The 14,275-nt window shown below is 63.2% G+C and carries 15 protein-coding genes; 2 read left to right on the plus strand and 13 right to left on the minus strand.

What is annotated here, in order from left to right; genetic code table 11:
• Positions 1-129 precede the first annotated feature (129 nt).
• The 4 genes from CR492_RS05125 to CR492_RS05140 form a co-directional block, all read right to left on the minus strand.
• A complete protein-coding gene (locus CR492_RS05125) occupies positions 130-900 on the minus strand; it encodes a HugZ family protein (protein ID WP_102842666.1) in 771 nt (256 codons plus the stop codon).
• 346 nt (positions 901-1,246) lie between these two features.
• Positions 1,247-1,513 carry a DUF1150 family protein gene (locus tag CR492_RS05130; protein ID WP_102842667.1) on the minus strand — a complete coding sequence of 89 codons (267 nt, stop codon included), beginning with the start codon at positions 1,511-1,513 and terminating at the stop codon, positions 1,247-1,249.
• A gap of 38 nt (positions 1,514-1,551) precedes the next feature.
• Entirely contained in the window at positions 1,552-1,950 is a 399-nt protein-coding gene (locus tag CR492_RS05135; RefSeq protein ID WP_102842755.1) for an Hsp20 family protein, read from the minus strand.
• Between the two features lie 205 nt (positions 1,951-2,155).
• Positions 2,156-2,869 (minus strand): CarD family transcriptional regulator, encoded by a 714-nt coding sequence (locus CR492_RS05140; RefSeq protein WP_348626703.1) that lies wholly within the window; start codon positions 2,867-2,869, stop codon positions 2,156-2,158.
• A 226-nt stretch (positions 2,870-3,095) separates the two neighbouring features.
• On the opposite strand from CR492_RS05140, the gene CR492_RS21080 reads away from it, so the two are divergent.
• Positions 3,096-3,584, plus strand: coding sequence for a hypothetical protein (locus CR492_RS21080; RefSeq protein WP_245411970.1), 489 nt, complete (start codon positions 3,096-3,098; stop codon positions 3,582-3,584).
• A 413-nt stretch (positions 3,585-3,997) separates the two neighbouring features.
• Here the strand turns inward: CR492_RS21080 and fdxA are convergent, their stop codons facing one another.
• From fdxA to CR492_RS20425, 4 genes are all read right to left on the minus strand, one after another.
• A complete protein-coding gene (fdxA, locus tag CR492_RS05145; protein WP_102842668.1) occupies positions 3,998-4,336 on the minus strand; it encodes a ferredoxin FdxA in 339 nt (112 codons plus the stop codon).
• Positions 4,337-4,534: 198 nt separating this feature from the next.
• Positions 4,535-4,849, minus strand: a complete 315-nt coding sequence (locus CR492_RS05150) for an RNA-binding S4 domain-containing protein (protein ID WP_102842669.1) — start codon at positions 4,847-4,849, stop codon at positions 4,535-4,537.
• A gap of 82 nt (positions 4,850-4,931) precedes the next feature.
• Positions 4,932-6,158, minus strand: a complete 1,227-nt coding sequence (locus CR492_RS05155; protein ID WP_102842670.1) for a CobW family GTP-binding protein — start codon at positions 6,156-6,158, stop codon at positions 4,932-4,934.
• Complete coding sequence (locus CR492_RS20425) at positions 6,155-7,762, minus strand: D-alanyl-D-alanine carboxypeptidase family protein (RefSeq protein WP_146030175.1); 1,608 nt, start codon at positions 7,760-7,762, stop codon at positions 6,155-6,157. The genes CR492_RS05155 and CR492_RS20425 overlap by 4 nt, the downstream gene beginning before the upstream one ends.
• A gap of 120 nt (positions 7,763-7,882) precedes the next feature.
• Between CR492_RS20425 and CR492_RS05165 the strand changes: the two genes are divergently transcribed.
• Positions 7,883-8,269: a hypothetical protein gene (locus tag CR492_RS05165; RefSeq protein ID WP_146030176.1), complete on the plus strand. Its 387-nt coding sequence runs from the start codon at positions 7,883-7,885 to the stop codon at positions 8,267-8,269.
• On the opposite strand, the gene CR492_RS05170 is transcribed toward CR492_RS05165, so the two are convergent.
• From CR492_RS05170 to CR492_RS05190, 5 genes are all read right to left on the minus strand, one after another.
• A complete protein-coding gene (locus tag CR492_RS05170) occupies positions 8,235-9,488 on the minus strand; it encodes an FAD-dependent oxidoreductase (RefSeq protein WP_102842672.1) in 1,254 nt (417 codons plus the stop codon). The genes CR492_RS05165 and CR492_RS05170 overlap by 35 nt on opposite strands.
• A 305-nt stretch (positions 9,489-9,793) precedes the next feature.
• Positions 9,794-10,012 (minus strand): hypothetical protein, encoded by a 219-nt coding sequence (locus tag CR492_RS05175; RefSeq protein WP_102842673.1) that lies wholly within the window; start codon positions 10,010-10,012, stop codon positions 9,794-9,796.
• A 251-nt stretch (positions 10,013-10,263) separates the two neighbouring features.
• Positions 10,264-10,473 carry a YbdD/YjiX family protein gene (locus CR492_RS05180; protein WP_280951521.1) on the minus strand — a complete coding sequence of 70 codons (210 nt, stop codon included), beginning with the start codon at positions 10,471-10,473 and terminating at the stop codon, positions 10,264-10,266.
• The gene (locus tag CR492_RS05185) at positions 10,466-12,529 is read right to left on the minus strand and encodes a carbon starvation CstA family protein (protein ID WP_210200237.1); all 2,064 of its coding nucleotides are present in this window, start codon (positions 12,527-12,529) and stop codon (positions 10,466-10,468) included. The genes CR492_RS05180 and CR492_RS05185 overlap by 8 nt, the downstream gene beginning before the upstream one ends.
• Positions 12,530-12,724: 195 nt before the next feature.
• Positions 12,725-14,266, minus strand: a complete 1,542-nt coding sequence (locus CR492_RS05190; protein ID WP_348626704.1) for a M48 family metalloprotease — start codon at positions 14,264-14,266, stop codon at positions 12,725-12,727.
• Between the last annotated feature and the right edge of the window lie 9 nt (positions 14,267-14,275).

Consider the following 14,275-nt stretch of genomic DNA (forward strand, 5'->3'; position numbering starts at 1 on the left):
TTGCGTTAGACTAAGCGCGCTCAAGCGTCATCAATGCTCGGCTTCAACTTGGCCCCGCCGAGCTTGTTTTGCTTGAGATCACGCGTCAGGTGAGGATGTTATAAGGCCAGGCGTCGAAAGCGCCCGGTTTCAAGACGGTTGCAGCAATTCGCGCGCCACTTTGGCCCGCTCTACCAGAATCGCACGCAACTCTCCTGGATTTTGCGCCCGCCGCGGGAACACGATCCTTGCCGCCTCATCACCGCGCATGAGGTCGAGACCTTCGGGATCAAGACCGGTCGCGAGCCAATCTGCGCCGTTCTTTCCAGCAAAGGCGGCCGCGTAAAGCGTGAGCGCGTCGGCGTGATCGGCGTTCATATGAGCCAGGGCGTCTCGTTCCGACGCCAGCAGCGCGTCTGCCTCGCCGAGCGGGGTCAGGATCGCTGCGGCGTTGAAATTGCCGGTGCGGCCAAAACCGCCGTTGAGATGAGCCAGCGCGACCTCGACCCGCCAGAATGAAAAATCGCCGAAATCAGCGTAAAGCGCCGACTTCGGATGACGCGCCAGAAAGCGCGCGCGCAGCCCGTCGCGGACGCGGGCGTCGTCCGCACGCGTGGCGAGCCCCGAAATCGTCAGGCGAGGATGGGCGAGCGGATCGCCGGCGCCGGTTTGAACGATCAGCAAAGACAGGCGCGGATCGCGCTCGAGCTGCCGGGTATGCGCCGCGAGGCGCGACATCAAAAGGATCGGCGCTCCGTCCGGCGCGGTCGCTATATTGACCAGGCTGGCAAAGGGGGCGCCGTCCGCCGTCAAGGTGGCGAGCGAGGCTGCGCGGCCGGCGCGCAGCAGCAGTTTTGCTTCGGCAAGCGGATCGTAATCATCTGGCGCGGGTTGCGCCGGGGCGACAGGCTCTTCAATCATCACGCAAGATTAAGCGACCTGCGGGGCAATTTCAAACCGCGACTAAATCCGCCGCCTCCACAAGATCCGGGCGCCAAGCGTACGCATTTCCAAAGGATTATATCTGGCCGCCGTCGATGCGCTCCAGTCGAAAGTCAATGCCACAGAAAATAGAGCAGCAGAATAACCGGTATCGGCACACCGACAAGCCAAAGTAGCACGCTGCGTCCCATGATCGCCTCCATGAAGGAACTGTATTGCGCGCCGAACGTCGTGGAATACTGGAAGGTTCCAAGTCTTTCGGCGCCCTAAGTCCCTGAAGGCTCAGGCAGGCGGTGTGCAGCGCGCCGAAGCCGCCGCGCTTACGTTAATGCAGGCTCACCATCTCGAGCTCATGCTCCATCGCATTGGCAAGGGCCGCGTCGCGCGATTGCGTGACCGCGATCGGCGAGCCGTCGGCGGCAAGCAGCGCGAACAGGCGCATTCCCGGCTGCATCACGGGGGCTTGCGGAAACAGCCTGTTCACCTCATCCGATTGCATCGTCCGCACATAGGCGACCTGACCGCCGCCAAGGCGCGCCAATTGCTCGTCGGTCAACCGACCAAAATTTTCAACCTCGCCATGCGAAACCATCGTCTGTCTCCTCTTGTCCATTGGGCGCGCCGCCCGGCTCAATCCGGCTTCGACGCGCGCGGCGTCAGCTCGACCGAAAGCAGGCCCCGATCGAGACTGGCATGCGCCACCTGCATGGCTTCGCCGAGTAGAAAAACGCGCTGAAACTGGCGCGTCGCAATGCCTCTGTGAAGATGGGAGCGCTCTCGCTCCTCGGTCTGACGGCCGCGAATGACGATTTGCTCCTGCTGCTCGACAACCTCGAGCTGGTCCGCGGTAAAACCCGCGACCGCGATGATGACCCGAAGCCGCGCCGGCGCCGCGCCGTCGCCAGGCACGCGCTCGATATTATAGGGCGGGTAACCGTCGGAGTTCGGTCTGACGCTCCGCGGAAAACTGCGCTCGATTGCGCCAAAGCCCAGCACAAAAGGGGAATGTGAGTTGGATCCGCGCGACATCAGCGAAGCTCTCGAAGCCTTCGACAAAGGGACCCTTCAGAGGCGTCCCGCGGCGTCTGCCGTCTTCTCCGATATGGCGCTGGGCGGCCCCGATTCAAGGGCGTTGGCGGGGGCGATGAGCCCGAGAACGCAAAAGGCCCGGCGTCGAACCGCCGGGCCTTTTGTCGTGAATGCGTCGCGTGGAAAGCGCGGCGAAGGCAAACCGTCAGGCGGCTTCCTCGATCTCCGATTCCGCATCGTCGACTTCGATCTCTTCCGCCTTGCCGCGGCGCGGACCTTTTTGCAGCTGCGCTTCAATCGCCTTCAGCGCTTCCGTCTCGGTCAATTTCTGCACGATGACAACTTCCCGCGCCATGCGGTCGAGCGCGGCCTCATAGAGCTGACGCTCGGAATAGGACTGCTCGGGCTGCGAATCCGAACGGTAAAGGTCGCGAACGACTTCCGCGATGGCGATCAAATCGCCTGAATTGATCTTCGCCTCATATTCCTGCGCCCGGCGCGACCACATGGTGCGCTTGATGCGCGCCCGGCCGGCCAAGGTGTCGAGGGAACGGCGGACGACGTCCGCCTCGGCGAGCTTGCGCATCCCGACGCTCGCCACCTTCGGCGTCGGCACCTTGAGAATCATTTTGTCCTTGACGAAGCTGATGACGAACAGTTCGAGCTTGAAGCCAGCCACTTCCTGTTCTTCGATCGCGACGATCTGACCGACCCCATGCGCCGGATAAACGATGAATTCATTCGGCTTGAATCCCCCCTGGCGCGCGCCGGCGGCCTTGGCCGGCTTCGCGAGCGCAGCCTTCGGGTCAATAGCCGCAACCGGGGCGACAACGGCTTCGGCCGCGCCGGCTTCGGCAGGAGCATCGACTTTGACCGCCACATCAAGGACGGCCGCTTTCTTTTCCACTTTCTTTGTCACTATATCTTGCTCGTCTGGGTCCGGGGGCGACAATGAAAACGCCGCGGCGCGAAGAGGCGCCGCTGCGTGGCTCGTAGTTTTTTGCTGCGCAGCCGCCGCAGCCGTCCTCACGGCTTGAAAGCGGGCGACCGAAACGGCCGAGACGCTCGGCGCAAATTCTGATCTCTTCTCGGCGCCTTCAACCGCAAGGGCCGGGTTCGCCGAAGTTTTCTTGGCCGGAGTTTTCTTGGCCGAAGCGTATTTCGTCGACAAGCTCCTGTCCGCAGCAGACGCCTTTACCGGAACGGCGACTTTCGCCTCGGGCGCGGTTTTCTCGACCGTCCCACGTCCCGTTTCTCTTCGTTCTGCGTTTCTTTTTTCTTTGGCCGTAGCGCTATCCTTGGTTACCGCCGCGGCGTCCGCGATGTTCTTGGCGGCGCTCCTTGGCGCGCTTTTGGCGCCGCCCTTTTCACGCGGCGCATCCGCCGCAGCCGAATGCTGTGACGGCGTCGCGCCGGCCGGCGCGCTGATCCTGGGCTCCTCCGCATCCGGGCCCGTCTCGGCCATAATCGGGGAGGAAGACGTCATGAATTGTTTCGATGCATTGGCAGGCGCCGCTGATTTGATTTTTGACGGCTGTAGGGTCTTCTTGACGGACCTCATCTGCGCTCCCTTATCTCGTTCCGCGTTGGAGACGGAACAAACCACAACGACGAACCGGGGAATTCGTCATTGACGAATATCGCGATGACCGGCGCAAGCCGCTCACGCAAAGCCCTTAGGGCGTTTCTGAACGAAGACCGTCCGTTATGCGCCGGAAAACCCCCGACCGAAGCGGGGGCGCAGCACCATAAACTATCGTCATTAGGTATTAGACGAACTAAGACGCGGACGATGGCGAATTGTTAAGATCCCGAAACTGCAACTGTCACATAAGTGTATAGCACAGAGGTTGAAAAGAATCAAAGGATTCGAGTCCGCGCGCCGCTGTTATCCTCTTAATGCGCAAAGCTCCGGTCAGACGTCAAGCGCTCGGCCAAGCTCACCCGTCTGCGAAAAGGTCCGGATGCGTCCAAAATGAACGCCCTTCAAACACATGGCGTCGATCGCTCATGACGCAAGGTTGATTGAAATCTAAATCATCACGAACTAGTCGCCCTTGCCAGGCTCGAGCGAGAAAAACTCCTTGAATTTGCCGGGTCTGCCATCGAACTGCTTGGCGTCGGCCGCGGCTTCCCGCTTCATGGTCACATTGGGCCAGGACTGCGCCATGTCGGCGTTGAGCGTGATCCACTGCTCGATGCCCGGCTCGGTGTCCGGCTTGATCGCCTCCGCCGGACATTCAGGCTCGCAAACGCCGCAGTCGATGCATTCATCCGGATGAATGACGAGCATGTTCTCGCCCTCGTAGAAACAGTCGACCGGACAGACTTCGACGCAGTCCATATATTTGCACTTGATACAGTTTTCGAGGACGACATAGGTCATCACAAACGCTCCCTTGCGGACAGGGTCCGCCGCCCCGACGGACCCGGGGATTATGCGGCGCGCAGCCGCTCCAGTTTGCTGATCGGCCGCCGCGCATCAAAATTCCAATGCGCGCAACGTCGCGAAAACGCCGCGACGCCCGGCGGAACCACTTCCTCTCCGGCGGGAGCGCCCCACTAGCGCCTTTGCGGCCTATAATCAAGGATTGGATTGCCGCCCGCCGTCGCGGTCTCTGTCTGGCGCAATCGCGTTTTCGCTCAATTCCTCAAACAGCAGCCGCGCTTCGCGAAAGGGGCCGCGGCGTGTTCCCGCTTGCAGCACCTTCAAGATTCGCACCTCACGCTCCAGCGCGACGGTCAGGACGTCGCCTTCTCCAACCTGCTTGGCCGGCGCGTCGATACGGCGCGCATTCAGTCGCACATGGCCGTCAAGGACCAGCCGCGTAGCCAGCGTCCGCGTCTTAGTGACGCGGGTGAACCAGAGCCATTTGTCGAGACGCTGCGTCGCCGCCATACCTTTCCCGATCTGCGGGTAAGTCGGTCAATTGATCATTGCGGGCCTGAATTCAAGGGAATGCGCCGGGATTGAGCAAAATTCAGCCGAGCAGGCCAGATCTGGCCGGCGCCAGCGGATTGTCCTGCAACGCGGCGGCGTCGGGACGGTCAAGCCCGGGAACATTGGCGAAAGCCTGCCACAGGCCCTCCACGAAAGCGGGCTCCATGTCGCGCAGGATGAACACGATCCGGGTCGCATGATCGGCGTCGGGCCAGGCCGCGAGCCGGACCGGCGGATGGAACACATGCTGGACGCCATGAATCACCACGGGCCGCAAAGGATCGTCGCCGAGCGCGACGATTCCCTTGACCCTGAGCAGGCTGGGACCATGGGCGTTGCGCAGCAATTCGAGAAAGAGATCGAACGCGGCCGGCGCGATCGGCCCTTCGAACCGCATGCAAAAGGCGCGGATGCGCGCATCATGGCGGTTTACGTCGGGCCTGGCGTGCTCATGGGGGCCGCCATCATGATGACCATGATCGTGGTCATGATCGTGATCGGCCGCGAAAGCCTCCGCATTGAGCCAGCGACGCACGTCGAGCGTCTTGCGTTCGGGATCGTAGAGCCCGGCGTCGAGCAGCGCGCCGGCTTTGGCCTCGCCCTTGGCGGCGTCGAGGAGGCGGGCGCCGGGGTTTAGGCGGACGAGGCGCCGTCGCAAGTCCAAGAGCGCCTCCTTTCCGGCGTCGCCCTCCAGAAGGTCGGTTTTGGAGAGGATGATGCGGTCGGCCATCGCGGCCTGCTTGACCGCTTCCGCATGGGCGTCGAGCGTCAAAGCGCCATTGACGGCGTCGACCAGCGTCAGCACGCCGTCGAGGCGAAAGCGCAGCATCAGATAGGGATGATACATGATGGTGTGCAGCACCGGCGCCGGATCGGCGAGGCCGGTCGTCTCGATCACGACACGGTTGAAGGGCGCGATGCGGTCATTGTCGCGACGCCGCAAAACATCCTCGAGAGTCGTCACGAGATCGCCGCGGATCGAGCAGCACAGGCAGCCCGAGGTCATGACCAGGAGATCATCGCCCGCCGTTTCGACAAGCAGATGATCGAGGCCGATCTCGCCGAATTCATTGATGATGACCAGCGCGTCGGACAGCGCTTCGTCGCGCAGGAGACGATTGAGCAGCGTCGTCTTGCCGGCCCCGAGAAAGCCGGTGATGACGGTCAGCGGGATAGGCGGCGGCGGCCGGCGCCTCGCGGGATCGGCGTCGCGAGCCGTCCCGGCGTCCGCGTCTCTCTCTTGATGGGACGTACCCTTGTCGCTCATTCCGTGGCGGCGGCTTGCGCTTTCTTGCCGGCGGGGGCTTGCGCTCCCTTCCCGGCGGGAGTCGGCGTGGCCTTTGCGGCGGCGGCTTTGGGCGGCGTGGCTTTCGCCTCGGCGCCGCGCTTTCCCTTGTGCGGCGGAATGGGCTTTGCCTCTGGCGCCTCGACGGACGCTTGCTCTTTGGCCGCGCCATGGCGTCGGCCCTTCGCCTCTTTCACCGCCACGGCCTTGCCACGCGCCTTTGCGCTGGCGGTCGCCGCCGCGCCATGATGGCGATGACGGGTCGCGGCGCGCTCGGCCGCTTTCTCGCGGGCGGCGGCTTTCGCGCCCTTCATCGGCAGCGCCTTGGCGTCAGGGGCGAGTTTCGCTGCGCCGGCAATTGCGCCGCTTTTTGGCGCGAAGGCGCTGACCGAGGCCGGTTCTTCGTCGGCGTCGCCGCCGCGGCTTTCCGCCGCCCCGTTTGCGCCGGCATAGCCGGCGATCCGGATCGGCACCGGATCGAAATTCGGCGGCGGAACCAAAGCGATCCGGGTCGCCATGGGCGAAATGCGCGACAGCGCGCTGGAATCATAGAAGGAGGCCCCCTGCGACGAGGCGAAGGCCTGATTGGTCGACGCCTCCAGCGGGGCCAGCAGGCGCTCGTTCTCGGCATTGAAGGCGACGATCGCCGCGCCGCGGCTGCGGCAGATGGAGGCGCCATTGTCGGGCGGAGCGCCGCCTTGCAGCGGCAGGGCCGCCACCTGCAGCGAGGGCCGGTCGATCCCGGCAAAGCCGCGGTCGAAAAGAGCGGCGGCCTTGACCGTCCGCAGCGCGACATTCGGCGCGCCGAGAATGACGGCGACGAGCTTGCGCCCGCCCTGCGTCGCGCTGGCGACGACATTGAAGCCGGCGGCGCAGGTGAAGCCGGTCTTCATGCCGTCGACGCCGGGATAGCGCCCGAGCAGATTATTGTGATTGGCCATGACCTTGCCGCCGATTTCCAGCGCTCCGATGCTGAACAGATCGGCATGTTCAGGGAAGGTCAGATAGAGCGCCCGCGCCAGCAGCGCGAGATCGCGCGCCGAGGAATAATGCTGCGGATCGGGCAAGCCGTTCGGATTGACGAAATGCGATTGCTGCATGCCGAGCGCGGCCGCCGTCGCGTTCATTTCGGCGGCGAAAGCTGCGACAGACCCCGATACGCCCTCCGCCACGGTGACGGACACGTCATTGGCCGATTTCACCATGAGAATTTTCAGCGCGGTGTCGAGCGTCACCATCGTGCCGGGACGAAAGCCCATTTTGGACGGCGGCATCGCCGCGGCGCGGGGCGAGACGATAAGCGCCGTATCGAAAGCGATGCGGTGATCGCGCACGGCCTGGAGCGCCACATAGACGGTCATGAGCTTGGTCAGGGAGGCGGGAAACCACGGCTGCGTCGCATGGTCTTCATAAAGCACCGCCCCGCTGCCGAGATCCATGAGCAGGGAGGGCGCGGCTTCGGCGCGCAGCGGGACGCCGAGGCAGGCAAGAGCGGCAAGGAGCAGCGCGCCCGCCCGGCCAAACAGACCGCCGCGGCTGCGCCGATGCGCCGAAAATAGCGAACAATCCCGCGATGAGAAGTCCATGATCCTTGACGCTTCTTCAGGCCACGCGCGAATCAACCGAAATCCGGCGCGATCGATTTCCAAGTTTAGAGCGGAACGCGGGCGAAAAACCAGTTTCACGCCTTCGCGCCGGAATTATTGATGAGAGACGGCGCCAAGTTGCAAAATGCCGTCTTAAATGAACCGCCTCCACAAGCTTTGTGGAGCAGCCGCCGCTTCGCCCCCAAGCGCCTCGCTAGATTATTTGCCCGCCGCCACTTGACGATCGAGACGCCAGCGAAGGGGCTCGCCGAAATCCCGCTGAAGCAAGGACTTTGCGGTTACGATGCAGCGATATTATGGCGTTCACCTGAACTTTATGAACGATATAGGAGCGCTCACGCCCTGGATCACGAAGGTTTTTTTGAATCGAATCCGGTGCAAATTTCATTAACGCGGTCAATTTTAAAAAATCAGAGCCTGATGGCGGCCCGGAGTTTTCTCCGCCTCAGCGTCACGCTTGCGGCGATCGAACCCTTTCCGGCCTGACGCCAAGGCCAATCAGGCGCGCCGGCAGCCGCCGCAGCAGCGGCCAGATGATAAACAGACGCAAAAACAGCGGCGGCGTCAGTTTTTTGCCCGACAGCACCTGCGAGATGACCCGGCTTTGAATAAAGGCCTGCATCTTTTGTGTCGCCTTGGCCGGAAATTCGCGCCGCGCCTGCACGCGGGCGAGGCAGTCGTCCGGCGGCCGCGGCTGGCTCAGGAGCGGAACCGACAGCAGATTGGCCGCGGCGATGGCGTCCTGGATCGCGAGATTGATGCCGACGCCGCCGACCGGCGACATCGCGTGAGCGCAATCGCCGATGCAAAGCAGCCCCGGCCGGTGCCAAAGCGGCAGCCGGTCGATCGCGACGCTGAGGAGCCTTGCGTCGTCAACGCTTGCAAGCTCTGCGAGGCGGTCGCTCATGAAGGGCGCCAGCGCCTTGATTCGCGCCCGCAATGCTTCGATTCCTTCGGCTTTTAACGCGTCGGCCGAGCCCTTGGCGATCACATAGCCGCATTGCCAATGCTCGCCGCGGTTAATCAGAACGAGCATCTGGCCGCTTTCGAGCCGGCCGAAGGTCTCATTCGGATCATCGGCGCGGCGGGACAATTTGAACCAGAGCACGTCCATCGGAGCGCCGATTTCGATTGGCGCAAAACCCGCCTCCGCGCGCACCAGCGAATGGCGCCCGTCTGCGCCGAAGGTGAGATCGGCGCGGATCATCAAGCCGCCGTCCTTGGTCTTGGCCCGGACGCCGGCGATCCGGCCGCCTTCCGTGATGAGGCCGTCAGCCTCCGTCGACATAAGCAGGCGGAAGGTCGGATAGGCTGCCGCCTTGCGCGCCAGAAAATTGAGAAAATCCCACTGTGGCATGAAGGCAATGAACTTGGCATGCGTCGGCAAATGCGAAAAATCCGCAATCGGAACGCGTGTGTCGCCGATGACGGCGGCGAGTTCTTGCGCCTCCTGATGCGGCAGGCGCAAGAACTCGTCGAGGAACCCGAGATCATGCAGCGCCTCGAGCGTCGAGGGATGGATCGTGTCGCCGCGGAAATCCCGCAGGAAATCGGCGTGCTTCTCGAGGACGATCACGTCGATTCCGGCGCGGGCGAGAAGGAGCCCGAGCATCATTCCAGCGGGGCCGCCGCCGACGACGCAAGCGCGGCACGACAGATCATGCGCGCCGCCCTGCGGCTGTGAGGCGGTGTCTCCAGGTTCCAAGCGGCGCTCCTCCTTTGCTGGCGGCGCTCTGGTCATGCGCCGCGCACGACCGGTTCACCCGCACGCGCATGGCCGGCGGTCTCGATGCGCAGCGAAATCCTAAACAAAAATGGTTAACGCGGCGGGCGAGAAACGGCGCCTATTTTAGGCAAGGGTAAAACGGAGAAGAGGGCAGGTGGCCATCGGTTCGGGGACGAACAACGAAAAAGGCCGGCGTCGCGCCAGCCTTTGTCAATCGTACCATACATCGAGCGGCTGCGCTGCGACGGCGCCCGCAAGCGCCCCCTTGAAAGCAGCGACAAAGCTCAGTCGTCGCCATGCGCCGATTCGTTGATGGTGATCGTCTTCATCTTCGAGAAATCGACCGCGACCGGCATCTTCTCTTTGATGATCATGAGCTGATACGTCTTGATGACATGCTCGAGCCGGCGATAGGCGTCTTTATATTCGATGGTTGATGCGTCGAGGTTCAAAGGCTTCAGGCAGAATTCAATGATTTCGCGCGGGCGATCGAACTTGTCCATTTAGGGCGCTCCTTTTGACCGGACAAATATACAAAAAACCGGGAGCAAGGCGAATGCCAATCGCATTTTACGACAAATTCTTGTTCCGGCGCCTTCTCACGCGGTCAGAAGGGACGCCCTCGTCGCAGCTCCGTCAACGGCGTTGACGATGACGGAGACAAGCAGGATTGACCGCGAGCGGGAGAAGTCCGGAGCAGATCGCCAATTTCGATCCGTCGAACGCGGGCGGAAAGTCCCGCGTGCGGGCGCGTTCAGCAGCAGCCGCGGAACCGTCCCTTGCCCACGGCGTAGCGCGCCTCCTGACGCTCGCGGAAAAATTCCGTGTAGTTCATGATCGGCTGGTCGGGATGATTGAGCTGACGATGCGCGACATAGGTGTCGTAGTCCGGGACGCCGACCATCAGGCGGGCGGTCTTGGTCACCATCTCGCACACGAATCTGATCCCCGTCGTCTCAGTCAACCCTGCCTCCCGCCATTGCCGCGCCGCCGATCTCGACTGCAGTGCTCTTCGAACTTCCCAGCGCCTTGCGGACATGAACAACCGCATAGAACAGGGTCGTCAGGACGACGCCGACAAAAAGGGCGGCGAGCGTCGCGTCCAGATAGTCGTTGAAGATCACCCGCCGCATCGTCTCCAGATCTTTCGCCGGCGCAAGCACATTACCCGCGGTCAACGCCTCGGAGAACTTGCGGGCGTGGCTCAAGAACCCGATGGCGGGGTTGGGGCTGAACACTTTTTCCAGTCCCGCCGTGACCGTGACCACGACGAGCCAGGTGGTCGGCACGATCGTGACCCAAGCGTAGCGCTGGCGCTTCATCTTGAACAGGACAACGGTGCAGAACATCAGCGCGATCGCGGCAAGCATCTGATTGGCCGTGCCAAACAGCGGCCAAAGCGTCCAGATGCCGCCATAGGGGTCGATCACGCCCTGATAAAGGATATAGCCCCACAAGGCGCAGGCGAGCCCCGAGCCGATGATCGTGTTCGTCCAGGAGTTGGTCGCCCTGAAAGAGGGGACGACGGCGCCGACGTAATCCTGGATCATGAAGCGCAGCACGCGCGTGCCGGCGTCGACCGTGGTCAGGATGAACAAGGCCTCGAACAGAATGATGAAATGATACCAGAGGCCCATCATCGCCCGACCGCCGAGGAAACTCGACAGGATGGTCGCCATGCCGACCGCCAGCGTGGGCGCGCCGCCGGTGCGCGACAGGATGCTGGTCTCGCCGACATCCCGGGCAATCTGGGTCAGCATGTCGGGCGTCACGAGGAAGCCCCAGTTCGAGATCGTCTGCGCCGCCTGGTCGGCTGTCGTCCCGATGAGCCCCGCTCCGCTGTTCATCGCGAAGTAGATGCCCGGATGCAGAATCGAGGCGCCGATCAGGGCCATGATGGCGACGAAGGATTCCATCAACATGCCGCCATAGCCGATCAACGGAATCTGGCTCTCGTTTTCAAGCATTTTCGGCGTGGTGCCCGATGCGATGAGCGCGTGCCAGCCTGACACGGCGCCGCAGGCGATGGTGATGAACAGGAAGGGAAACAGCCCGCCGGCCCAGACCGGTCCGGTTCCATCGACAAATTTCGTCACCGGCGGCATCTCAAGATTGGGATGCACGATGATGATGCCGACCGCCAAGACGGCGATCGTGCCGATCTTGAGGAAGGTCGACAGATAGTCACGTGGCGCTAGCAAGAGCCAGACCGGCAGCACGGAGGCGACGAAGCCGTAACCAATGATGCTCAGCGCCAGCGTCGTGCCGGAAAGATCGAAATAGGGCGCGACCGCCGGATTCTCGGACACGGCGCGGCCAAACACAAGCGAGAGCAGCAAAAGGATTGCGCCGATAATGGACATCTCGCCAATGCGTCCCGGGCGGAGGTAGCGGCTGTAGACGCCCATGAACAGCGCGATCGGAATCGTGCAGAAGACCGTGAAGGTCCCCCACGGGCTGCCGATCAGGGCCTTGACCACGACAAGCGCCAGCACGGCAAGGACGATGACGCAGATCAACATCACGCCAAAGCCGGCGATGCTTCCGGCCACCGGCCCCATCTCGGAGCGGACCATGTCGCCGAGCGAGCGGCCGTCGCGCCTTGTGGACAGGAAGAGCACGGTCATGTCCTGGACCGCGCCGGCGAACACGACGCCGACGAGAATCCACAAGGTGCCGGGCAGATAGCCCAATTGCACCGCCAGAACCGGACCGACCAGCGGCCCGGCGCCGGCGATCGCGGCGAAATGGTGACCGAAGACCACGTAACGATTGGTCGGAACGTAGTCGAGACCGTCGTTGTGGCGATAGGCTGGCGTCTTCCGCGTCGGATCAATGCCCAGCGCTGTATGGGCGATGAACAGACCATAAAAGCGGAAGGCGATGACATAGATGCAGACGGACGCGACGACCAACCAGGCGGCGTTGACCGATTCTCCGCGAGTCAGGGCCACGACCCCGAAAGAAAAGGCGCCGACGACTGCCACCGCAGCCCATATCAGCTTCGCTTGCAGCGTCATTGTCTCCCCCATCGCTCGACACGAATTGTAACCCCGGTCGTTGCGCCCAGCATCTATCCTCCGGGCTCGTTTGTCCAGATTTACATGTTGGCTCAAGCTGATGGGGAGCGGCGCCTTTGATGGTCGTCCCCGTCGACCGTCTCGGGCGTGAGGGCGGCCGCTGGTCCGGCGCCCGCCAACTCCTGCAGCGGCCGCTTAGTTTTGTTCGACCACGATCTTGTAGCGCTCGCCGGCTTGCAGCGGCGCCGACGCTTCAAGGCCGTTAATCAGCCGGAAAAACTCGAGCGTGCGGTCGGGCGTCGCCATTTTCTCCGCGAAATCTTGCGGGCGCTCGCCGGGCTTTGCCGTGACAATTTCGATTCGCAGAGGACGCACGGCGCGGATTTCCTCCGGGCTCGCGCGATGGAATGAATAGAGCGCGTCCTTGAAACGCTGCTGGCTCTCGTCACTTTCTATGCGGGTCGCGAAAATCAGCCGGTAGAACTCCCCCGGCTCGAAGCGGATCACGGCGAGACGGAAACTCCAGTCGCCGGCCTTGGCCCTGGCGATCACCGCCGGCGCGCCGTTGACGTCGATGGTTTCGATCGACCCCTGCTCAAGACCATCGATCCAGTCGGAGGCCATATAGGCTTCGAGCGACATGTCGGGCGGGGCCTTGACGCTGTCGAGCCGCAGCGCCTGATTGCCGTCGGACGACACGCCGAGCAGCGCCTTTGACGCATTTTCGAGGACAAAACCTTCGGGCGCAAGGAAGGCGAAGCCTAACCTTGCGTGAAGGAAGCTGCGCCCGCGCGCCGTTCCCTCTGTCGGACTGTCGCCGAACACCATGCCGTCGATTGCGGAGAGATAGGCGTTTCGGTCTGTGACGCCGATGCCCGGGGCGGCGATCTGGCGCGCGACGGCGATCGCCTGCGTCACGCGTTCCGGCGTCGAAGGATGGGTTGCGAGGATGTCTGGCTTGTCCGCGCTGGCGTTCTGACCGATCAGCGAGGTGCGCAGGGCGGCCGAGCGTCCGAGCGCGCCAAGGAAGCGTGACGCGCCGTACGGGTCGAAACCAGCCTTGGCGATCGCCTTGATGCCCATCTGGTCGGCGTCGAGCTCCTGCTGGCGCGAGAAGGTCGCGATGGTGCGCCGCGCGGAGGCTTCGATCTCCTGGCCTTTTTCCTTGTTCTGGACGATGCTCGCCGCCCGACTGATCACCGCCGCGCGCTTTTCCTCTTCTTCTCGCCGGACCGCGTGCTTTGCGGTGAGATGAGCAATCTCATGCGCCATGACGGCCGCGACTTCCGACGCGTCATTGGCGAGCGCCAGCAGGCCGCGGGTGATGAAGAGATCGTGTGGCGGCAGGGCGAAAGCGTTGACGATGGGCGAATCGAGGATCGTCACCTTGTAGGGCTCGCCGCGCCGGTCGTCCGCCTTGGCGAGCTTCGCCAGAATATCATTGAGATAGCGCTCGGCGGCGGGATCCTTGTACTCGCCGTCGAACAGCGCAACCATCCGGTTGTGCTCGGCGCTCGCCTCGCTGTCCGGCTTTGGCGGGCGCGGCGGCAGGGGCGGCGTCTCGAGCTTGAAGGATGGCTCGCCCTGCGGCTCGATCGACGCGCAGCCTGCGAGCGCCACGGACGCGGCAAAGGCGACGAGGACCGCGGCGCGCAGGGCGGCGGCGTGAAGGAGGATCGTCCGGGCTTTGCGGCGGGGAGCGACGCCGGCAGAATGTCGAGCGCCAACGATTCTCATGAAAGGCAT

This window comes from Methylocella silvestris (assembly GCF_002891535.1).
In the GTDB taxonomy this organism is placed as follows: domain Bacteria; phylum Pseudomonadota; class Alphaproteobacteria; order Rhizobiales; family Beijerinckiaceae; genus Methylocapsa; species Methylocapsa silvestris_A.